The organism is Bacillus sp. z33 (genome assembly GCF_058313615.1).
Map to the genome: position 1 here is coordinate 426,491 of NZ_JBZFQN010000003.1, position 23,334 is coordinate 449,824.

Genomic DNA, 23,334 nt, shown 5'->3' on the forward strand with positions numbered 1-23,334 from the left:
AAAAGAAAGCAACTAATTTTGATGCACCAATGGATAGGTTTGAATACTTTGATGGAATAAATCATTGTTTAAGAAATGTTCGGTTGAAAAAGCAGCGACGCCGAGAGCACATGAGCGGCTTGCTAAACTTGAGTAATGAATATGTAAATCCTTTTGATGATTAGATAAAGAGTGGTTTTGAATCGTTTCTACTAATGAAGAATGCAGCCATTTTTCACAGACAGCCAGGCGATTACCGAGAATGACTTGGTCAGGATTGAATATATTAATGATATTATTAATGCCAATTCCCAAAGATTTCCCTATTTCATTGAATAATTCAAGTGCCACAGGGTCCTCATGTTCTGCAAGGTTTATTAGATGTTCGAGTGTAACGGTTGGATCATCCATTTTGTTTTTGGCCTGACTGATTAAGGCTCTTTCTGATGCGTATAATTCCCAGCATCCATAGTCACCGCAACGGCATTTTTCTCCGTTTCTATCGATTGTCATGTGGCCAAGCTCTCCTGAAAGTCCATTGTTACCTTGATAAAGATGGTTATTAAGGATTAAGCCACCCCCAATCCCAAATCCAATACTTATGTATATCATGTTGTTGAAGTCTTTTCCTATACCGAACTTTTTTTCGCCATATACACCGCAATTTGCTTCATTCTCGACTATGACAGGTACCTGGTATCTCTTTTCAACCAAATTTTTCAAATTGATATTTTTCCAATGTAAATTTGGAGCCATTAAAATTTTTCCGTTCGTATCGACAGTGCCCGGTACGCCGATCCCAATTCCAACTACATCATAAGGGCAATCCGGAATGGAGGTAAACATACAATCAATCATTTCATAGAGTTCTGTTTTTATTTCTTCATAGGTTAAATCCTGAAAGTTTCTAAGTTTTTCTTTGTAGATTTTCCCCTGTAGGTTGGTGATGATCCCCAATATATAATTGACTCCAATATCAATTCCGATGGAATAGCCGGCATCTTCATTGAATAACAACATAACCGGCCGTCTGCCACCGTTGGATTTACCTGGACCGGATTCTGATACGAGCTGTTCGTTTATAAGTTCACAGACCAAGGAAGAGACTGTTCCCTTATTTAGGCCGGTTTTATTGGCAACATCCGTTCGTGATAGAGGAGAAAATTCCTTTATTACTTGCATGACCAATGATTTATTCTCTTTTTTAACAACCTGTTGATTATACGTCTTCACTGGTCTTCCTCATTTCTTACTCTTTTATTCTAATAGTAACATCTAATACTTTGTTTATCCAGTAGACAAACAAAGTTTTCCATGATATTCTAAATTTGAGTTTACTAGTAAGTAAAATTAAATTTTGGGGGTTTATTCATGCACAAAAAGAAAGCGTTTTCTTTTCTTGTTGGGTTTTTAGCCATATTTTTAGTTTTAGCGGGTTGTTCGTCGGATACTGAAAAGTCAAACTCTGATGGTAAGAAAGTTATTAAGTTTATGCATCTATGGCCAGAAGGCAGTTCTAAACAACATCATGAAATTGTTAAAAATATTGTTGCGGAATATGAGAAGGAACATAAGGACGTTAAGGTTGAGCTTGAAGTTTTAAGCAATGAACAATACAAGGATAAGATAAAAGTTTTATCTGCTTCCAATGAACTTCCTGATGTTGGGATGACTTGGGCAGCAGGATACCTTCAGCCATATGTAGATGGGAAAAAATTTGCGCCACTTGATGACATTCTTGAAGGAGATTTAAAGGACTCCTTTGTAGCGGGGACAACAGAAGCTTACCAAATTGATGATAAAACATACGGTCTTCCACTGGAGCTTAATATTGCCTCTGTTTTCTATAATAAAAAGATTTTTAAGGATAATGGGCTAGAAGTTCCAAAAACTTATGATGATTTAGTAAAAGTAGCGGAAACTCTTGATAAAAAAGGAGTTGAGCCTATTGCGCTTGGTAATAAGGACAAATGGACTGGTTCATTATGGTATATGTACTTAGCTGACCGTATTGGCGGAACGGAAGCCTTAAAAGGTGCAATTGACCGTACAGGTTCTTTTGAAGATCCGGCACTCGTATCTGCAGCTGAAAAAGTTCAAACATTAGTTGATGCAAATGGTTTTGTAGATGGATTCAATGGATTGTCCGATGAAGAAGCAAAGAGTATGTTCATGAACAGTCAGGCAGCTATGTATCTAATTGCTACATGGGATTTGCCTAACTACACAACAAACCCAGATGTGCCTCAGGAATTTAAAGATCAAGTTGGTTTCTTCGACTTCCCATCTGTTGATGGAAAAGGGGATATGAACAGTTATGTTGGTGGTCCTGGAGTAGGATTGTTTGTTTCTGAAGACTCTAAAGTAAAAGAAGAAGCGAAGGATTTCGTCTCTTACTTTGTTCAGCAGTGGGGAGAAAAATCTGTCACGGATGCTGGCGTAATACCGGCTACTAAAATTGATGCTGAAAAGCTAGATTTGCCGCAAATGTATGTGGATGTATTGGGTAAATTAAATAAAGCGACCAATATTACTCTGTATGCGGATGTACAGTTAAGCTCTGATGCTGCGCAGATTCACTTAGATCAAATTCAGTCTTTATTCGGCAAGGAAACAACGCCGGAGAAATTTACAAAAGCACATGAAGATGCACTTTCTGCAGAATAATAAGATAAGGGGAAAAGGATTCATCTTGGTTTTGATGAATCCTTTTCCTACATATAGAAGAGGTGGTTTCTATGAATAAAGTGATGTCCAATAAGTGGGTTATAGCGATGTATATTCTGCCGGCTTTGCTATTGGTCAGTGTGCTGATTTTTATTCCACTTATTTTAACCGGGTATTATGGGCTTATGGATTGGGATGGCATTGGCTCCATGACGTTTATTGGCTTGGAAAACTATATCAATGCAATCCAGGATGCAAAATTTTGGGACAGTGCCTGGCATTCTATTTTACTGGCTATCTTTTCAACTTTAAGTTTAGTCATCTATTTAGCCATTTCTCTTATTCTGGCTTCCAAAATTAAAGGCGCAGATTTATTAAGAAAGATCTATTTGATTCCCATGCTATTATCTTCAGTGGCTATCGCACAGTTGTGGATTAAGGTGTTCAATCCTTCGAATGGAATATTGAATACACTATTGACTTGGATGGGGGTTGAAAATCCACCTTTATGGCTTTCTGATACGTCTATTGTTTTATATGCTATTTTTATCCCCATCTTATGGCAGTATGCAGGATTTTATATTTTGATTTATTATGCAGCTCTGAAAAACATCCCTGAATCTTTAATTGAAGCAGCAAGAATAGATGGCGCGACTCCTTGGCAGATTGCCTTGAAAATCAAGCTGCCGCTAATCATGGGGGTAGTAAAGGTTACAGTTGTACTGGCTATTGTTGGTTCACTTAAGTATTTCGATCTTATTTATGTTATGACTGGCGGAGGTCCGAATGGATCGAGCGAAGTAATGGCTTCCTATATGTATAAATTGGCCTTCTCAACCTCTAATTTTGGTTACGGGAGTGCGATTGGATTCCTGTTACTCGTCATTACTTTGATTGTTACGGTTATTGTTAATAAACTGACCGCATCCAAGGATGAAATCCAATATTAGAGAGGAGGAAACATGATGGCTCGGTTCGGAAAAATTGTACTATATATTTGTTTGGGAGCGGTTGCGTTATTTCAGATTTTTCCAATAATATGGTTATTCCTGTTTTCATTAAAGAGTAATCAGGAGATCTTTGCAGGTTCCCCATTTGCTCTTCCCTCCGAATTTAGGTGGGAAAACTATTTGAAGGTTTGGGATGGGGGCATTGGGTTATACTTCTTTAATAGTATTTGGATTACAGGGGTTGCTATTGTAATAACGGTTCTTTTTGCAAGTATGGCAACTTTCGCGATTACGAGAATGCATTGGAAATATAGTAAGCTTGTATTAGGATTGTTTATGGTCGGCCTAATGATTCCAATTCATTCAGCGTTAATTCCCTTGTTTAATATGTTCTTGAATGTGAATTTGATTGATAATCCATGGTCCATTGTTATCACTTATACGGCTTATAATCTACCGATTACGATGATGATTCTGATGGGCTTTTATACGACATTGCCAAGAGAAATTGAAGAGGCAGCCATTATTGATGGAAGTTCAATCAATCGGATGTTCTTCCGAATCATCCTGCCCATGTCCATGCCTATCATGTCCACCACCGTCATCATCAATATGATTTACAATTGGAATGAATTCGTATTTGTTAACACGTTTATCAGCTCTGATAAATATAAAACGTTGACGGTTGGCATTCAGAATTTCATTGGACAATATATGACAGACTGGGGTGCAATTGGTGCCACATTAATTATCAGTTTCCTTCCATTATTACTTGCTTTCATTTTCTTCAGTAATAAAGTAGTCGAAGGATTATCTGCAAGCGCAGTTAAAGGGTAATGAGTTTAATAGGTAAACGTAAGCAGCCTAAACCTTATGCGAGGTCTAAGCTGCTTTTTTATATTTCCGCTGTTTTTTTTAGAAAGAATATCCTTTGGTTTTACTGAATAGTTATAATGATAAATTTTGAAGTACCTGTTCGTTTCATTATAAATAGGTCAATCAGGAGATTTTCCATAATAATAAAGGAGGATTTTATGCTTTTTATGATTATTGTCAAAGCTTCGAAGAATTCGGAATCCGGAAATCTTCCAAGCCCAGTGCTCAGGGAAGCCATGGCGAAATACAATGAGGAATTAGAGAAGGCAGGCGTGCGAATTATTGCTAAAGGACTTCATCCAAGTTCAAATGGGATTCGTATTTCTTATCCAAAACCAGGAGAAAATCCAGTGGTCACGGATGGCCCGTTTTTAGAAACGAATGAACTGATTGCTGGGTTCATTCTAATTGATGTGAGGTCGAAGGAAGAAGCCTTTGAGTGGGCTATGCGGATGCCGGATCCACAAGGACATGGGGAAGGTCAAATTGAGTTGCGGCAAGTAAATTGAGTTTCCGGAACAAACTAATAAACACTCATGATTTTATTTTTAATTAGAGAATGAATCATACAAGAATTTCGGACATGAAAACGTATGGGAGGCTATTTATCTATAAGGAGTTTTACTTCAATTACAAACTGCAGATATTATTCCTGAAATGAGGACTATGTCTACAATTTGAATGGCTCTTTTCTTAAATATTGCTCATGGATGAAAAATCCTGTTATCACAGTTGTTCAATCAAAACGCCCAGTAGTTCCTTTACGTACATATAATAGTTAAGTCGGAACTCGCTTATTTCAGCTACCTATTAATCATAATAATAAAGACTAGCACTACGATTGATAAGGCTATAATAACGGACATCCATCCAATCTCCACCTTTTTTAGTAAACGGTCAACAATAAAGAATAAGATAGCAGAAATAAGACTTAATACGGCTAAAATGGATCCGAATAAACAATGAAATAAGAAGGAAGTGATTTCACGAGTATAGGCTTTTTTAGAGAGCTTCTTGCTAATCCAGTCACTAAAAGAGGAAGTAATAATGCCGTAAGTAATGACGAACATAAAGTTTAAATAGTATAAATTTATAAAAACATCCCCTTCAAACCAATCAGGTGTTGAAAGAATAAGTGTAAATAATAAACTACTAAGAACAGCCGTTACTATTTTTCTCTTTAAAGTTATAGCTATTTTCTCTCCCTTAATTTGATTGCTCAAATAAAGCACCCCCTTATGAATGGTATTTGTTATACCTATTTGATCATTTATCATCTATGTCTTTTTTCACTAACCTGCTTTTGTAGTTAAATAGATCATCTACAGAACTTTATACTAAGAAATAGAGAAAGCACAAGCTACCTCAAAAAGAGCATTTGTGCTTTGTATCTTCATCTGTTCTGTTGACTTGCGTGTTGCTTGGCTTCTAAACGTCTGAATGAGGTAGAAGCTAACCAGGTAGTGATAAAGGAATAAAAGCTAAATCCAAATATAAATGCCAGTGCCGGAAAGATGCTGGTGATAACGAGAAAAGCCGCCAGACAAATGACCATCAGAAATAGTTGAATAGGGCTGATTAACATCATCAAAAAGGCCTGTTTATAAATAGATCGAACTGGCAGTTCATAATGAGCGAAAACAGGAAACAAATAGAATAGTAAAAAGATAAATAACAGAATACAAACGAAAATCGGGATATGGATTCCTGGCATAAGACTGCTTGTACCGCTTTGTATATAAAACAGATCAGTTACGATCAACAGAATAATGAAGGATGTATAGATCCCTAAATGATTACTTTTCCAAAAGTCTTTTTTATAATAAGACCAAAAGGTACTGAAGACCGGCAAATCAGAATGTCCTCTTAGCCATTTTCTCACCACTGCAAACATGGCTGTGGTTGAGGGGTATAGACCGAATAGAATAGCACCGGTCAAAGTAAACATAACCCATAATACATTTAAGTAGGCAAACCTTGTAATCCATTCCAATATGGTGTAAAGACCATTTCCTAAATCCTTCAAGTGCCACTATCCCTCCTTGGCGAATACATCTTATTCTATTATTATACTGCAATATAGAGGCTATATTAAACATTATTGAGAATATATAGAATTTTAAGAGGAGATAGAAGATATGGAAATCTTGTATGCAGATTCATTGGATTATAAAAATAAAAAATCCCAAGCATTCTCTGCGGTTGGGATTTTAAGAATAAATTCAGTTATTAATTTTTATTGAAGAGCATCTAAATAGGCTTCATATAAATAGGCTGTCCATTTACTGTGGGAATTTTCCTTTAAATTCTTCAGTAGACCATCAATAATGGCTTCGGGATATTGAGGATTCAACAATTCATTTATTAAAAGCTCCAATGATTGCTGAATCGTTCGATCAGTTATTTCATCCTTTTTTACAGTGAGCAAATTCACCAGTTCATCCTTTGAAGGTACGAGGGTTTCTGTACTTGTATAGGAGAGATATTCAGCTGGAATGAGAGGTATGGTTGCCTGATTGGCTAAAACGGTTACTTTTTCAACTAAAGATTTGCATAAGAGATCCAGCTCAAAAGGATAATTAGATATGAAAAATAACTCTGCATAAAGTTTAGAGAATCCTTTAATGGTATAAACCAAATCAGGCCGCATAGAATCATTCACATCAGGAAATTGGCGATCTATTATTGAGAATATAATAGAATTCAAAAAATGTTCATATTTGGATAACTGTTCAAATATCTCAGTACTGCAGGAAGTAAACTGTTCTTTTATTAAAACCTTCGCAAAGTTGGAATGACTTTGATACGCATTAAAAATAGTATAATAAAAATCATACAGTAAGGATTCAGATGAATGAGACTTACTGACCGAATGTTCAATATTAGCTGTCATATCGCTCAGGAAGTAATCAATCAATGCGAAAACTAATTCATCCTTTGACTTATAAGACAGGTAGAAAGCGCCTTTTGAAATTCCGCAGATTTCTGTAATTTGTTGAATAGATGTTGCTTCAATCCCATTTTTAGCGAAAAGTTCAAAAGCCTTTTCCATTATTAAGTGTTTTTTAACCATGCCGACACCCCTGTTCATTAGTTGACATCTGACCAACCAGTCATTATTATAAATAAATGTAGGAATTGAGTCAATTGTTAGAATCTTATTAGCAAAGGGAAGGTGTAAGGGTGAAAGGGTTAGTCAATTTTGTCTTAGGAAATAAACTGGCTGTATGGCTATTAACGATCATTATCACAGCCTCAGGAATCTATTCAGGCACAAAAATGAAAATGGAGTCTATTCCGGATATATCTATTCCCTATTTAATCGTAATGGGAGTGTATCCTGGTGCTGCTCCAGAGCAAGTAATGAATGAAGTCTCCATTCCGATGGAGAAGGCTATAGAGGGACTAGAAGATGTAAATGCGGTTACCTCGAATTCATCATCCAGCGTATCTCAGGTTCAGGTAGAGTATGAGTACGGGGTAGATATGGATGAGAAAAAACGTGAATTGCAATCGGCCATAGATGCAGTGGAAATGCCGGAGGATGCTGAAGAGCCGTCCATAATGGCGATTAGTATGAATATGATGCCGGTTCTATCCTTATCCATCAGCAGTGAGGAAGAGGACATTGTTGATTTAACCTCAACTGTGGAAGATACAATCCTGCCTAAAATTGAAGAAATTGATGGAGTAGCTTCTGCAACCATTACAGGTCAACATATAGAAGAAGTAAACTTCAGTTACAATCAGGAAAAGATGAAGCAATTGGGACTGACTGAAGACAAAGTGAAGGAAATGATTCAGGCGAGCGACATGGAGCTTTCGCTTGGACTTTATGAATTTGAAGAAGGCGAGGAAGCGGTTTATGTAGATGGAAAACTTAAGACGGTTGATGACCTAAAAAATATGGTGATCCCAGTAACGCCATCTGCGGAGAATCCAACACCGTTTGTAAAATTAAGTGACATTGCAAAAATCGAAAAGGTTGGTAAAGTAGAATCTGTTTCACGTACCAACGGAAAAGATGCGATAGCGATACAAATTGTTAAAGGACAAGAAGCAAATACAGTAACCGTTGTAAATGCTGTTAAGGACCTAATTGACGATCAGGAAAAAACAATCGATGGGTTGAAGATAGATGTCACACTTGATCAGGGTAAACCAATCGAGGACTCTGTATTTACGATGATTGAAAAAGCTTTATTTGGCGGATTAATCGCAATTCTGGTCATCTTGTTATTCTTACGAGATCTTAAATCTACCATTATATCGATTATCTCTATTCCAGTATCCATTCTCATGGCCTTGCTGCTCTTGAATTGGATGGATATTACCTTAAATATTATGACACTTGGTGCGATAACCGTGGCGATTGGGCGGGTAATTGATGACTCCATTGTCGTAGTGGAAAATATTTATCGAAGAATGCATTTGAAAGAAGAAAAGTTAAGAGGACGGGCACTAATACGTGAAGCAACGCTTGAAATGTTCAAGCCAGTTTTATCTTCCACATTAGTGACAATAGCCGTATTTGCCCCAATGGTCTTTATTGGTGGTATGGTAGGAGAATTGTTTATGCCATTCGCCTTAACGATGTCATTTGCTTTAATTGCCTCGTTAATCGTAGCTATTACAATTGTTCCGGCATTATCTCACTTCTTATTCCGTAAAGGTCTATATGGGGAGAGAAAAGCAAGCCATCATAAAGAAGTTGGTAAACTGGCAATCTGGTATAAAGGTGTATTGGCTAAAGCACTGAACCATAAAGTCATTACATCTATTATCGCTGTTGTTTTGTTAGGCGGTTCAATAGCCTTAACACCGTTAATTGGATTCAGCTTTATGGGATCTCAGGAAGAGAAATCGATGTATGTGACATACACACCAGCTACAGGTGAGGTAGAGGAAGATACATTAAAGAATATCGAGCAAGTTGAAAAGAAATTAATGAAACACAAGGATATTGATGTTATCCAGTTATCCGTAACGGATTCCGATTCTACTGATATGGCATCGTCCATGGCTATGGGCGGCGGTGCTGGAGGGGCATTAATGTTCCTGATCTTTGATCCTGAAACGGAAAACTTCAGTGAAGAAAAAGAAAAAGTTGAAGATTATTTACTTAATCTAGGTCAATCCGGTGAGTGGAAACTTCAGGATTTTGCTTCAATGGGTGGTATGTCATCTAATGAAGCAAGCTACACGATTTACAGTAAAGACTTGGATGACTTGCAGGATGCTGTGAAACAAGTGGAAGGCGCGCTTGGAGAAGTGAAGGAATTGGAAGATGTCACTTCTGATGCCGAAGACCCATATGTAGAGCATGTGTTAAAAGTAGATCAGGCGGATGTCCTGCAATATGGTTTAACAACTGGTCAAATTGTCATGGCGTTAAATGCATCTGATCAAAAAGAAGTATTAACGACAGTCGAGAATGATGGCAATGATATTGAGGTCATCGTCCAACGTGAAGCGAAAGCTGATCCAAAGTCAATGGATGATTTACTGAAAACACAAATACCGACTGCGCAGGGTACTGCAATGCCGTTATCTCAGCTTGTAAAAGTTGAAGAAGGAACGACTCTTAATACACTAGCTCGTTCTGAGGGTGAGTATTATGCGACTGTATCAGGAACAATAGTTGGTGAAGATGTATCTAAGGCTTCAAGTGCTGCAGATGAAAAAGTAGATAAACTTGATTTACCGAAAGGTGTAACGACTGGGGTTTCTGGTGTTGCAGCAGATATGACTGAGACCTTTACACAGCTTGGAGTGGCTATGATTGCGGCTGTAGCGATTGTATACTTTATCCTTGTCGTCACATTCCGTGAAGGATTAGCTCCATTTGCGATTCTGTTCTCCTTGCCATTCGCGGTAATTGGTTCATTTGTTGGACTATATCTATCCGGACAAACGATTTCTGTATCCGTTATGATGGGTCTGTTAATGTTGATTGGTATTGTCGTGACAAATGCCATTGTATTGGTTGACCGTATCATTCATATGGAACGTGAAGGATTGACTATGCGTGAAGCTATCCTTGAAGCAGGAGCAACAAGGCTGCGCCCAATCTTAATGACAGCCATTGCGACGATTGGTGCGATGATCCCAATGGCACTCAGCGATGGTGGCGGAGGTCTTGTTTCAAAAGATCTTGCTATTACTGTAATCGGCGGTTTGATTAGTTCGACACTCTTAACATTAGTGATTGTACCGATTGTATATGAAGTACTATCTAAGCTATTTAAGAAAAATCGTAAAGATATAGTAGAAGATTAATTCTTTAAAACCACAGTTTCTTAGCATGATAGATTGCTAATGAAACTGTGGTTTTTATTTTTTAAGAATCAAAGTTCTGTATAATTGTGTTATAGTTCACAAATATCAATCAACTTATTTAAGGAGTGAAATAATCAATGGCTATGGAAATATTGGCTGGTTATCAAGTAATCGTTCTAACGGAAAAAGCTACAAATTCAAGAGCAATTTTATGTCCGGAAAGAGGGGGTATCTTACTTCAGCTTACTCTCCAAGGGAAAGAAATCTTATATCTTCAGGAGGAAACATTCGCAGATCCAACAAAAAATATCCGCGGAGGCAACCCGGTTCTGTTTCCAATCTGTGGTCCATTACCAAACAATGAATATCAACATAAAGGACATACCTATACAATGCGTCAGCATGGGTTTGCTCGAAATAAGGCTTGGGATGTAGTCAATCAAGCTTCTAATTGGGCAACCTTACATTTGCGGGATGATGAAGAAACCTTTGAACAATATCCTTTTCATTTCTCTCTTGAGTTTACGTATAAATTAGAAAATGGAAAGCTAATTATTAATCAAACTTACAAAAATTTATCATCAGAAACCATGCCATTCTATGCCGGCTTTCATCCATATTTTAATGTGAATCATTCAACCACCCATTATGGAATCCCAGCAACTCAATATGTTGATAATGAGGATGGCTTAACAAAACCATTCGAGAACAATCTGAAGGATATACCTATACAGGATGCTAAACTATTCAATCCGGTATCTGGAGGGATATCTAGACTGAGTCATAATCAAGACACAATTGAAGTGGACTATAGCAACCACTTTACTACCATTGTTATTTGGTCGGAAAAGCCGGATCAATATGTATGTCTTGAGCCATGGATGGGACTTCCTGATGGATTTAATCAGAAGAAAGGCATTGTTCGTTTACCTGCACATGAAGAGTTACAGGCCAAGTGCAGTATTTCAATCAAGCATAGCTAAACATAGTAGAAGTTAAATCGGTACAGCTAGATACCAGGTTTTTTGTTTTTTGAAAGGGATAAAAGAATTTTTGTCGAAATAAGGGAAAGAGGCAATAAATAGTTTATTGGAATGCAATGATTTATCTTCTCGTATAGATAGTAAAAGACAGGCAGGGATGTGGAGAAATGTATTTACAAATTCAAGAACCAACACAGAGGATATCCAAGAATAGTATATGGGTTTGGAGGCTGTCCAATACACTTGGACATGGTATGACTCTCCTTATACTCGGAGTATTATGGTATCTTTCTGAACTGTATGATTGGAAGACATGGATTACATATGGATTAATTGTGCTTCTTGTTTTTACCTTATTCTCAGCCATCTACTCTATTCTTTTCGAACCCTATTATAAATATAAAACATGGAGATATGAAATAGACGAGGAATATATTCAATTGAAGCATGGACATTTTATCGAAAGATACTTTGTGATTCCGATGACAAAAGTAGAATATGTATCGACACATCAAGGTCCATTGTTACGGAAGTACCAGCTTTACGATGTTGAAATAGGAACAACGACTACCAATCATACGATTCCTGCTATTCCGTCTGAACAGGCAATAGCATTACGTGAGCAAATTGCGATCTTTGCCAAGGTTAAAGATCTGGATGAAAAAGGGATGGAGCAGGAGCTATGAACCAATCCAAAAGACAACATCCTGCCTGGATTCTATTAGAGATAGGCAGTTTAATTAAAAGTCTCTTTTTTATTATCCTTTTTTTATTTATTTTACAGGCGGATAAAGATACTGGATGGATTGTGTGGGCGCGATATGCTTTCTGGCTTTTTGTTGCCGGGGGCCTCATAATCATCCTCTTAAGATGGTATACAAGTACCTATGAGTTGAAAGAAGAAGCAATCGTACTTCACGAGGGTGTGTTTGTTAAAAAAATTCGTACAACAACGTATGAGCGTATTCAGGATCACCATATCCAAACAAACTTTATTCATAAGCTGATGGGCTTAACATCTATTAAACTGGAAACAGGTACTACGGATGATGATTCCACCTTGACCTTTGCCGCTGTCAGTTTAGAGGAAGCAGATCGAATCCTTGATTTGGTGCATAGGAAAAATTCTAATCAGGTGGATGAGACAGTAGAAGAAGTGGTTGAAAAACAAATTTATTTCCGCTCCACTCAAAAAGATAATCTTAAAGCTGCCCTGACTTCATTCAGTTTTTTGGCTATTTTTCCGATTCTCGCAGCTGTCTACTCAAATATTGATGATTTTTTTAATGTTGAGGAGTCTACGAAAATAATTGTCTCCTATTTTATGGATCATCTACTATTATTAGTTCCAATGGCTGTGATTGCCCTTCTTCTTTCTTTTGGTATTGGATATATCCAAACGGTCCTCAAGTATGGAAACTATGAAATAGCAGGCGATGATTCGAGGATTTATATATCTAAAGGAGTGTTAAACAGAACTACATTCTCTATACAAAAAAGCAGGGTTCAGGCGATTGCGATTAAACAGTCTTTAATAAAGCGCCTCTTGGGAATGGCTGAAGTTAAGGTCGTAAGTGCCGGCCAAACAGAGAATAAGGAACAGGAGATTAGTTCACTGTATCCTTTTTTACCGAAGCATGAAGCTTATATATTAACAAATAAATTATTGCCAGAGTATCATATTGAAGAAGATATGATTCATTTACCCAGGAAGGTATTAGGTTTGAGGCTTATCCGTCCCTATTACTGGACCATCACTGCTATAATCGGCCTCTATATAATTAAGAAAGAGTGGATATGGGCAGCCCTTGCTGTTTTTGTGATTGAACTGGTACTTCGCGTTCTTAATTATAAATTTACAAGCTATTTGCAGAATGAAACATTCATTCAGGTTCGAAATGGCGGTCTTGTTACAGAAACCTTTTTAACAAAACGAAAGAATATCCAGCAAATCCAAATAGGATATTCATGGCTGCAACGTAAATTTGATGTAGCCACATTGGAATTTACCAATCGTTCGAAGCCAGTGGTCATTACATCATTACCGGATGTCCCAAAAGAGGCCGTTGTGAATTTTCATGAATGGTATAAAAAGAGCAGTAATAAAAAAATATTATAAATAATGGTAAAATAATGAACATCTTTAACTGAGATAGTGATACGATAAAGATAGAAACAAACAATATATTCATCACATGTAGCTGATACTCTTCAGGCATGGTAGTAAAGTGATAGGTTACGAGTAACTTGTTATTTTTGCTGCCATGCCTTTTTGATTCTATGGACAGAAAGAAGAATAATTCTATCAACTATAATCATATCTTTAGATAGAAAGGGGAAATCAAGGATGGCTTTTGACTTTTTTAAGAAGAAAGAAATAAATATGGTAGCGCCTTTAAACGGTACAATCATTTCAATTGAAGAGGTTCCGGACCCGGTATTCAGCCAAAAAATGATGGGAGAGAGCATTGCCGTTCAACCCTCAGGTGGACATATATATGCACCTTTTACTGGAGAAATCATTATGATTGCTCCAACCAAACATGCGATTGCTATCCGCAGTAAATCCGGGGTTGAGGTATTAATCCATATCGGCCTTGAAACCGTTGCCTTAAATGGAGAAGGTTTTCAGTTGGCAGTAAAGGAAGGCGAACGTGTAAAGGAGGGGCAATTGCTGATAGAGGTAGATTGGACATATTTGAAGACGCGTGTGGAAAGTATAGTGACCCCTATTATAGTGACAGAGTGCGCTAAGGAAATTACCTTTGGTAGCAGAGGTGCCTGTATTCAAGGTGAGACAGTCATTATGACCTTTTAAATAACATTAGTATATGATCGAAAAGGGGGTGAGGCCAGCTATTATGTGTGAAGGATTAAGGAAGAAGATTTTTAGAAAACGCTTTCACTTTGCTGTTTAAGAAGGAGAATTGGAGGGAGTAAAATGAAAAAATATTTACAGAGACTAGGCAGTTCGTTAATGCTACCTGTTGCGGTTTTACCTGCCGCTGCCGTTTTGATGGGAATTGGCTACGCGATTGACCCGACTGGCTGGGGTGCTGAGAGTCCTTTGGCAGCCTTCTTAATCAAAGCCGGTTCATCAATTATTGATAGCATACCGTTTTTGTTCGCAGTTGGTGTGGCACTAGGGATGTCAAAGGATCGAGATGGTTCGGCCGCTTTAAGTGGTTTAGTCGCCTTTTTAGTTGTAACGACCTTGCTGGCACCTGAGTCAGTTGCGATGTTAAAGGGAATTGAGTTAGAGAATGTGGATCCTGGATTTGATAAAATTAAAAATAATGCATTTATTGGAATTATATCTGGTATTATAGCGGCAGTAATGTATAACCGGTTCAGCCATGTCAAGCTACCAGATGCATTGGCTTTCTTTAGCGGCAAACGTTTGGTGCCGATTATGACAACCGCAACCATGCTCGTTGTCTCTATATTGTTATTATTTATTTGGCCTCCAGTTTATACAGGATTGATTTCGTTTGGGGAAGGAATCGCTAAATTGGGAGCAGCAGGGGCTGGCCTTTACGGATTCTTTAACCGATTATTGATTCCAACAGGTTTACACCACGCGTTAAACTCTGTATTCTGGTTTGAAGTTGCTGGTATTAATGATATCGGTAAATTTTGGTCGGGTGAGGGTGTGAAAGGTGTCACAGGAATGTATCAAGCAGGATTCTTCCCGGTAATGATGTTTGGATTGCCTGCTGCTGGATTGGCGATGTACCATACGGCGAAAACGAAACATAAGAAGCAGGTCGCTTCTTTAATGCTTGCTGCTGGATTTGCCGCATTTGTTACAGGTGTGACGGAACCACTTGAATTTGCTTTTATGTTTGCGGCTCCGCTTTTATACTTGGTCCATGCTGTGCTGACAGGAATTTCACTTGCCATTGCAGCCACTTTCCATTGGACAGCGGGATTTGGATTCAGTGCCGGTTTAATAGATTTTACTCTAAGCTCGCAATTACCGTTAGCAAACCAACCTTATATGTTAATCGTTCAGGGATTCATTTTTGCAGTCATTTATTATTTCTTGTTCCGATTCATTATTGTGAAATTTAACCTCAATACTCCTGGAAGAGGAGAAGCACTAGAGGGTGAGGAAAATGGAATGCAACCTGCTGCAGCCTCTATTGATAATAAATATGCCAGCTTAGCAGCTGCCATTTATACTGGTTTGGGTGGAAAAGACAATATTGTCTCCATCGATAATTGTGCCACTCGCCTCAGGTTAGAGGTTAAAGATATGGATAGAGTTGATCAGAACAGAATTAAATCAACCGGTGTACCTGGTATTAAGATAACCGGTAGGGAAAGTCTGCAGATTATTGTCGGTACAAACGTTCAATTTGTTGCAGATGAATTGAAAAAAATAGTGAAGAATTAGTTAACAATAGATTTATGGTGAAAAATACATGGGTAGAATCTCAAATTGATTAATCTTAAAATGGCTCCTTCGCTTCATTTTTTTGCAGGCGTCTATGCATAGGTTTATCATCTAAATAGCCTTTAAATAAGCTCTTTCCAATCTAAAATATGGAACGAGCTTTTTTTGCTTTAGTTATACAGTAGACTTTGTTAACGTTCATTGTTGATTTATTAGCTGGTTGATAATAGTGGGATGACCTGAGACTCCATGCTTTAAAAAACGAGTATCGTATTAGAGTAGAAATCGTATGTGAAATAAATGATAAATAGGGACTTTTATACATTTGGTAAAAACATAACAGGAATCAGCCGTTTTTTGACGAAGTATGTAGAGAGAATGATTTAGATTTCTTAAGAGGAGTTAGCCTTGAAAGTCGGTTCATAGAGAAAATGATAAAGGAGGCATTCAAAGTGTTATCCACTATAAAATTCCCAGGTCAAACTTTTATTGGGTGGGGTTCAATGGAAAGACTGGATGAAGGTCTGCAATCTATGAAAAGTAAAAAAGTCTTGCTAATCACGGATCAGATGTTTCTGGATATAAGATTACTTACACCGTTTATTACCCCGTTAGAATCAAAATATACAATTGAAATCTATACGGATGTGGAGTCGGAACCAACGCTGGCATGTGCTCAACGATTGGTCGAGTTTACAAGAGAAGGAGATTTTGATTGCATTGTTGGAATCGGCGGAGGATCGGTATTGGATTTAGCTAAACTGGCGGCAGTCATCTCAGAAAATGAAGGGGACGTTGCTGATTATTTGAATTTAAATGGGACAAGAAAAATCATCCATAAGGGGAAACAAAAAATATTAATTCCGACTACTTCAGGGACTGGAAGTGAGGTGACGGATATTGCCGTTCTATCGCTCGATGGAACAAAGGATGTTATTGCTCATGATTATTTGTTAACTGAGCTGGCCATCGTCGATCCGCAGCTGACGGTTTCTGTACCAAAGCGTATTACGGCTGCGACGGGTATTGATGCGTTGACACATGCGGTAGAATCCTATCTTTCAGTCCATTCGAATGATGTGACCGATGGGATTGCCCTGCAAGCAATCAAGCTTATTGGAGATTCAATCAGGAGGGCTGTTCTAAATGGAGAGGATAGAGAAGCACGAATAGCGATGAGCCACGGCAGCTATTTGGCTGGCTTATCCTTTTACAATGCAGGCGTAGCCGGCGTCCATGCACTTGCTTATCCACTTGGAAGCCAATTCAAACTGCCTCATGGGGAATCTAACGCCGTATTGCTGCCGTATGTAATGGACTACATAAAGGCCGGTTGCGAGGAGAAAATGGATTATGTAATAAGAATTTTGGAAGGTGACAAGCGACCGGTAAAAGAAGTGTTCCAGCAAGTGGTGGCGGATGTTGGCTTGCCTGTTACATTGAGGGAATATGGAATGAAGGAAGGTTCCTTGTTAAACTTGACCGATGATGCTATCAAACAGACGAGGTTATTGGCTAGAAGTCCATTGCCTTTAAACAAGAATGATATTTTTAAAATTTATCAGCATGCCTATAATGGGGTGCCATGTTAATAAGAGAGGAGGCTACGTATGTATCAAACAATGATAGAACCGCGAGTATCTGAAACGGATGGCATAGGCCATGTGAATAATACGACCATACCGATTTGGTTTGAAGCAGCAAGGAATCCAATCTTCAAGCTGTTTACTCCAGATCTCTCATTTCAAAACTGGAAATTAATCATTTTAAATATGAATATAGATTATAGTAGACAAATATATTTCGGTACAAATGTTGAAGTTTGTACATGGGTTAAACGAATTGGAAATACGAGTTTAGAATTATATGAAGAAATCCACCAAAATGGTCAGCTTTGTGCAAAAGGGACAGTTGTCTATGTTAATTTTAACTTAGAAACTCAAAAAACAGAGCCTATTCCCCAATATTTAAAAGTGGAATTATCCAGACATATGTATGTGAAAAAATGATTTGAAGACTTATAGATCACGTAAGTCTTATTTTTGTATCACAGTTCGGATAGTTCGAATCTCTGGTATTCTATAACTTCATGCGGGGGAAAAGACTTGTGTGAATAGTATGTTTATATACTTTTCTGCTGGGTATCCTTATTAAGGACTATTTTAGATGAGGAGCTGTTGGCATGAGTAGTGTAAAAGAAATTCCTCGTGAAAAAACGGTAGATAACACTCTTACGCTATTGTCTGAGGGGTATGAATTTATTTTAAACAGGCAAAAGTATTTCAACTCGGATATATTCCAGACTCGCCTTCTTGGCCAGAAGGTTATTTGCATAACTGGAGAAGAAGCTGGAAGAGCATTCTATGATGAAGAACGATTTATTCGTAAACCTGCAATTCCAAAGAGAATTCAAAAATCTCTTTTTGGCGAAAACGGTGTGCAAACAATGGATGGGGAAGAGCACCGACATCGTAAAGGGATGTTTATGTCGATTATGACTCATCAAAGCTTGGACAAACTCCAGGAAATTACAAAGAAACAGTGGGAGTCGGTTATTCCTAAATGGGAAAAGAGTAAAAAGGTGAACCTGTTGGAAGAATCAACAGAAGTTCTGTGCCGAATAGCCTGCGAGTGGGCAGGTGTTCCTGTAAAAGAGAAGGAAGTTAAAAAAAGAGCGGAAGACCTATTCGATTTAGTCGATGCTATTGGTGGAGTGGGCCCGAGATACCAAAAGGGAAGAAGGGCACGCAAAAAGTCTGATAAATGGATTGTCGATATAATTGAACAAGTACGTGAAGGAAAGCTTAGTGCAGAGCCAGGTACTGCTCTTTCCATTATAGCTTATCATCATGATCTGAATGGAGTATTGTTGGATTCGGAAACAGCTGCGGTTGAACTGATTAATATCATAAGACCAATCGTAGCTAACTGTTATTTTGCCGTGTTCTGTGCTTTGGCGATACATAATCATCCTGAAGTGTGTAAAATACTGAAAACAAATAATGAAGTTTACAATAAAATGTTTGTGCAGGAAGTGCGTCGCTTCTATCCCTTTGCTCCATTTTTAGGTGCCAGGGTCCGGAAAGATTTTTATTGGAATGAGTATCCATTCAAAAAAGGAACATTAGTCATTTTGGACCTATATGGAACAAACCATCATCCGGATCATTGGGATGACCCGGATTCTTTCAAGGTTGAGCGATTTAGAGATTGGAAAGGCAGTCCGTTTAGCTATATACCACAAGGCGGCGGTGATTATGATAAAGGACATCGGTGCGCAGGGGAATGGGCAACCGTCAAGATCATGCAAGCAACGACTGATTTTCTAGTTAAAGCGGTAGAATATGAAGTACCGGAGCAGGATTTAACCATCAATATGTCTAGAATCCCCACCTATCCAAAGAGTGGATTCATCATTAAAAATGTAAAAAGAATTTAAATTAAAGATGCCCTAAAGGTGCTGTATCCCAAAAGTTAGTTTTTTACTCTAACTTTTAGGGGTCAGTACCAAATGGGTGTCTTTTTTTGTCGGAATGCCCCTGCTTCTGGGAGCTAAGCTGACTTAAATAACTAAATATATAACCATGCAGACGCATATAGGACAGATCTTTACTATACGCATAGTAGAGAGGTTTAAAATGGGGAGGTTTGAAGGATGTATCCATACTATAAATTCTTAGGGTATAAAAAGTACTGTAAGGATGTGCCGATTGCTTTTCCTCCTCAACATCAAACGCAGCATCCGGGGCTGGAATATGTGATGAACCCCAGACCCATTTCGGAAAATCCATATTATAAAGGGAGCGGAAAGCTGAAAGGGAAGACGGCTATCATAACGGGAGGAGATTCTGGTATAGGAAGAGCGGTAGCCTATGCTTTTGCGAAGGAAGGTGCCGATATTGCGATTGTGTATTTATATGAGCATGAGGATGCCCAGGAAACAAAAGAAAGGATTGAGAAATTAGGGGTAAAATGTCTGCTTATATGCAGGAATCTGACTCATGAGGATAGTTCAGTGGACGCTATCGACCAATGTTTGGATGAATTTGGGAAGATTGATATTTTGGTTAATAATCATGCTGTACAGTTTGTTCAAAAACGGATTGAAGATATCACCGAAGAACAACTTGATCTAACATTTCGTACGAATATTTATTCCTATTTTTTCATGGTGAAAGCTGCACTGCCACATTTACAATCAGGGGCTGCCATTATAAATACTGCCTCAGTAACTGCTTATAATGGCCATCCTAATTTATTGGATTATTCAGCTGCAAAGGGGGCAATTGTCACATTTACGCGTTCGCTTTCCCTTTCTTTACTAAAAAAAGGAATTCGGGTTAATGGCGTAGCTCCCGGACCTATTTGGACGCCGCTGATTCCGTCTTCTTTTTCAGCTGAAGAGGTGAAGACTTTTGGAACACGAACTCCTGAAGTACCGATGAAGCGAGCGGGACAGCCGTTTGAAATAGCCACCAGCTATGTATTTTTAGCATCGGATGACTCTAGCTACATGTCCGGGCAAATTCTTCATCCAAATGGAGGAGATATGGTAAGTTCTTAAGTGAGGAGAGACGAATATGAAAGCCATGGCACCCCCCATGTTAATCACTCTAATATACCAAAGTGTCAGATGGTATTCATCGAGATATCGTCCCATTCCTCATCCAGGATATTAACCAACCAATTTAGAGCATATCTCCTCTCATAAACAACACCAGGGCTTATTTCGATTGGAAATTCATCATTGTTCATACGAGTTTCAACAATTGCCCAATGAAGTCTGTACAAAATATCGAGGGCATCAAGAATTTCATTTTTGTCTCGATAGAAAGCGCGTTTCAACAAGTCTTCCTTCGTAGAATCTAAGACAAGGCTATACAGTGTTTCTACATCGGAAATAGTATGTGGAAAGGGTAAGTCAGGAACCAGATTGATGGCCCATAATAGGACAGAGTTACATTCGATTTTCCAAGAGTAGGTATTATATTCATCCTGATCGGGATCTTCATTCTCGATGAAATCTTTTTCATCCGGAGAAAATAATTCCTTCGCATTGTAAATTTCTATGAATGTATCAATCGTATCATCAGGGGCGCCGCTTCCTTTAGCCGAAACAATAGTAATGGCAATGATACGGTTAATCACTTCATCCATATCTTTTAAACTCAGGTTACACGCATTTTCTAATGTATGTAGGTGATGATTTATAGGGATTCCCATATCTTTCAGCATTTTTTCTGTCCTTTTTTTTCTTCCTATTGGACTATTCATTTGTATCCCCTTTCTGTACCATACCTGACTTTTATCTTACTTAAGACTAGAAGAGCATTTTCAATATGATGATTTTAACATATTTTGGTTGAAACATTGAGTGTTCTGCACATGGTGGAAATGTATGCGCAGTTTATTTAGCAAGAGAGCTTATAAAAAGGAAAATTTAAAGAGGAAGTAAGTTAAGTAGAAAGGAAAAAGGAAAGGAGAAAAGGTCTCTTAATGTCTGCACAAAAAAAGAAAATGTAAAAAAGAAAGCACGCAAATTTGCGTGCTTCTCTTTGCATATCAAAGGTCAAAGATGTCGGTCACAAAGACGTTACCACAGGATGTGGCGTTCTTATTCTTTGTTCCTTCCCCCTCCCTGCGTGCCTCCTCTTATGCTTGTCGGAGCTGGGCAAGTCACCTCAGCTTTTTTCTATAGTCTAGCTTCGGCTCCTAGCTCCTCGAGGTCATAAGGATAGTCACTGCGGGAGGGAAGTGCACCTCCCTGCGTGCTTCCCCTTATGCTTGTCGGAGCTGGGCAAGTCACCTCAGCTTTTTGATTTTCCACCTTGCCTTTTCAGCCAGGGCCGCTTTTTGGTTTTCTTTTCGGTTTAGGTAGGCGAGTTCGCGTTGGAGTTTTAGGTAGCTGGTAAAGCGTTCTTTACTCAGCGTTCCATTTAATAGTGCTTGTTGTACAGCACACTCTGGTTCACTGTCATGTTTGCAGTCCGTAAATTTACAGTATAATGTTAATTCTTCAATATCCGTAAAACTATGACTGATCCCCTCATCAGCATCCCATAGTTGCAATTCTCTCATACCGGGAGTATCAATGATAATTCCGCCATTTTGCAGGAGTACAAGTTCTCGATGTGTGGTTGTATGTCGGCCTTTATCATCGTCTTCTCGAATAGAATTCACCTCTAGAATGGAATCACCATACAGGACATTGGTTAATGTTGATTTACCCGTACCGGATGAACCTAGTAATGCAATCGTTTTTCCATCTTGAATATAAGAGTCTAACTGCTCCAAACCTTCTTTTTTTTCAGCACTGATTGCATGAATAGGCACCCCTAAAGCAATTCTTTCTACTTCTTTAACTTTTTGCTCAATATCATTGCATAGATCAGATTTACTCAAAATAATGACTGGATTTGCTCCGCTTTCCCAAGCCATTAGTAAATATCGTTCCAGTCTGCGTAAATTAAAATCGGTATTTAGTGCATTAACTAGGAACACTGTATCAATATTGGTAGCAACGAGCTGTTCTTCAGTAGTCACACCAGCTTTTTTTCTTGAGAACTTACTTTTTCTGGGCAGTACGGCATGGACGGTAGCCTTATGTTCCTCTTTTCTGGAAGTGATGACGACCCAGTCGCCGACTGCAGGATAATCGGAACTTTCCTTTGCTTCATGTCGCATTTTTCCTGTTACTTCAGCCAAAAGATTTCCATCTTCGCAAAAAACACGATACATTCCTTTATGCTCCAGGGCGATCCGGCCAGCTGTATATCCTTTATTCACATATGGTTTAAAAGCATCTACAAAAAATTGATTCCAACCTAATTGTTTTAAATTCAATTTAAATTCCTCCAATGTTTGTATGTGATTGCAAATAAAAAGGAGACCGAACATGCCGGTCTCCTTCTTGTCAGATCTGTACATAGACAAATCAGACAAATAAAAACCATGGGCTTCGCACAGCCCATGGAATATATGCAAATTCAATCATATTAAACATACGGAATTTAAGCATCCTTACCAGAGGGCTGTGATATGAAATTGATATCGGCTATTTGTAAAAAATGATTATTCATAAAACATTCCTCCTTCATGTAAGTGATTACATTTACTATAGTGTAAGTGTGTACGGTTTGTAAACATATTATTCATTTTTTTCAAAATGTTTCTATATGACATTTGTCATGTTTTCTTATTG

19 protein-coding genes and 1 pseudogene are annotated in these 23,334 nt (G+C 38.2%); 14 read left to right on the forward strand and 6 right to left on the reverse strand.

Translation table 11 applies throughout. The features are described from left to right. Positions 1–12 precede the first annotated feature (12 nt). Entirely contained in the window at positions 13–1,212 is a 1,200-nt protein-coding gene (locus AC4G3L_RS13825; protein WP_491077559.1) for an ROK family transcriptional regulator, read from the reverse strand. Between the two features lie 138 nt (positions 1,213–1,350). Between AC4G3L_RS13825 and AC4G3L_RS13830 the strand changes: the two genes are divergently transcribed. The 4 genes and pseudogenes from AC4G3L_RS13830 to AC4G3L_RS13845 all read left to right on the forward strand — a co-directional run bounded on the left by AC4G3L_RS13830 (position 1,351) and on the right by AC4G3L_RS13845 (position 5,012). Beyond that, the gene (locus AC4G3L_RS13830; protein WP_491077560.1) at positions 1,351–2,646 is read left to right on the forward strand and encodes an extracellular solute-binding protein; all 1,296 of its coding nucleotides are present in this window, start codon (positions 1,351–1,353) and stop codon (positions 2,644–2,646) included. Between the two features lie 71 nt (positions 2,647–2,717). Then, complete coding sequence (locus AC4G3L_RS13835) at positions 2,718–3,596, forward strand: carbohydrate ABC transporter permease (RefSeq protein ID WP_491077561.1); 879 nt, start codon at positions 2,718–2,720, stop codon at positions 3,594–3,596. A gap of 15 nt (positions 3,597–3,611) precedes the next feature. Continuing rightward, positions 3,612–4,433, forward strand: a complete 822-nt coding sequence (locus tag AC4G3L_RS13840) for a carbohydrate ABC transporter permease (protein WP_491077562.1) — start codon at positions 3,612–3,614, stop codon at positions 4,431–4,433. A 197-nt stretch (positions 4,434–4,630) separates the two neighbouring features. Then, positions 4,631–5,012 (forward strand): annotated as a pseudogene (locus tag AC4G3L_RS13845) (YciI family protein). A 263-nt stretch (positions 5,013–5,275) separates the two neighbouring features. Here the strand turns inward: AC4G3L_RS13845 and AC4G3L_RS13850 are convergent. The 3 genes from AC4G3L_RS13850 to AC4G3L_RS13860 form a co-directional block, all read right to left on the reverse strand. Then, entirely contained in the window at positions 5,276–5,695 is a 420-nt protein-coding gene (locus AC4G3L_RS13850; protein WP_491077563.1) for a hypothetical protein, read from the reverse strand. Between the two features lie 170 nt (positions 5,696–5,865). Then, a complete protein-coding gene (locus AC4G3L_RS13855; RefSeq protein ID WP_491077564.1) occupies positions 5,866–6,498 on the reverse strand; it encodes a YesL family protein in 633 nt (210 codons plus the stop codon). Between the two features lie 210 nt (positions 6,499–6,708). Continuing rightward, positions 6,709–7,545 carry a TetR/AcrR family transcriptional regulator gene (locus AC4G3L_RS13860; protein ID WP_491077565.1) on the reverse strand — a complete coding sequence of 279 codons (837 nt, stop codon included), beginning with the start codon at positions 7,543–7,545 and terminating at the stop codon, positions 6,709–6,711. A gap of 110 nt (positions 7,546–7,655) precedes the next feature. On the opposite strand from AC4G3L_RS13860, the gene AC4G3L_RS13865 reads away from it, so the two are divergent. From AC4G3L_RS13865 to AC4G3L_RS13910, 10 genes are all read left to right on the forward strand, one after another. Continuing rightward, on the forward strand, positions 7,656–10,751 hold the full coding sequence (locus tag AC4G3L_RS13865) for an efflux RND transporter permease subunit (protein ID WP_491077566.1): 3,096 nt from the start codon (positions 7,656–7,658) through the stop codon (positions 10,749–10,751). A gap of 137 nt (positions 10,752–10,888) precedes the next feature. Then, positions 10,889–11,734, forward strand: a complete 846-nt coding sequence (locus AC4G3L_RS13870) for an aldose epimerase family protein (RefSeq protein ID WP_491077567.1) — start codon at positions 10,889–10,891, stop codon at positions 11,732–11,734. A gap of 167 nt (positions 11,735–11,901) precedes the next feature. Beyond that, complete coding sequence (locus AC4G3L_RS13875) at positions 11,902–12,420, forward strand: PH domain-containing protein (protein WP_491077568.1); 519 nt, start codon at positions 11,902–11,904, stop codon at positions 12,418–12,420. Then, the gene (locus AC4G3L_RS13880; RefSeq protein ID WP_491077569.1) at positions 12,417–13,853 is read left to right on the forward strand and encodes a PH domain-containing protein; all 1,437 of its coding nucleotides are present in this window, start codon (positions 12,417–12,419) and stop codon (positions 13,851–13,853) included. The genes AC4G3L_RS13875 and AC4G3L_RS13880 overlap by 4 nt, the downstream gene beginning before the upstream one ends. A 228-nt stretch (positions 13,854–14,081) precedes the next feature. Further along, positions 14,082–14,552: a PTS sugar transporter subunit IIA gene (locus AC4G3L_RS13885; protein WP_491077570.1), complete on the forward strand. Its 471-nt coding sequence runs from the start codon at positions 14,082–14,084 to the stop codon at positions 14,550–14,552. Between the two features lie 123 nt (positions 14,553–14,675). Next, positions 14,676–16,133, forward strand: coding sequence for an N-acetylglucosamine-specific PTS transporter subunit IIBC (nagE, locus tag AC4G3L_RS13890; protein WP_491077571.1), 1,458 nt, complete (start codon positions 14,676–14,678; stop codon positions 16,131–16,133). A 431-nt stretch (positions 16,134–16,564) separates the two neighbouring features. After that, a complete protein-coding gene (locus AC4G3L_RS13895) occupies positions 16,565–17,725 on the forward strand; it encodes an iron-containing alcohol dehydrogenase (RefSeq protein WP_491077572.1) in 1,161 nt (386 codons plus the stop codon). Positions 17,726–17,743: 18 nt separating this feature from the next. After that, complete coding sequence (locus tag AC4G3L_RS13900; RefSeq protein WP_491077573.1) at positions 17,744–18,142, forward strand: acyl-CoA thioesterase; 399 nt, start codon at positions 17,744–17,746, stop codon at positions 18,140–18,142. 173 nt (positions 18,143–18,315) lie between these two features. Further along, entirely contained in the window at positions 18,316–19,572 is a 1,257-nt protein-coding gene (gene cypC / locus AC4G3L_RS13905; RefSeq protein ID WP_491077574.1) for a CYP152 family fatty-acid peroxygenase CypC, read from the forward strand. A gap of 216 nt (positions 19,573–19,788) precedes the next feature. After that, entirely contained in the window at positions 19,789–20,697 is a 909-nt protein-coding gene (locus tag AC4G3L_RS13910) for an SDR family oxidoreductase (RefSeq protein WP_491077575.1), read from the forward strand. Positions 20,698–20,762: 65 nt separating this feature from the next. On the opposite strand, the gene AC4G3L_RS13915 is transcribed toward AC4G3L_RS13910, so the two are convergent. Next, positions 20,763–21,407, reverse strand: a complete 645-nt coding sequence (locus AC4G3L_RS13915; RefSeq protein WP_491077576.1) for a DUF4272 domain-containing protein — start codon at positions 21,405–21,407, stop codon at positions 20,763–20,765. 528 nt (positions 21,408–21,935) lie between these two features. Beyond that, the gene (gene rsgA / locus AC4G3L_RS13920) at positions 21,936–22,976 is read right to left on the reverse strand and encodes a ribosome small subunit-dependent GTPase A (RefSeq protein WP_491077577.1); all 1,041 of its coding nucleotides are present in this window, start codon (positions 22,974–22,976) and stop codon (positions 21,936–21,938) included. Positions 22,977–23,334: the final 358 nt, after the last annotated feature.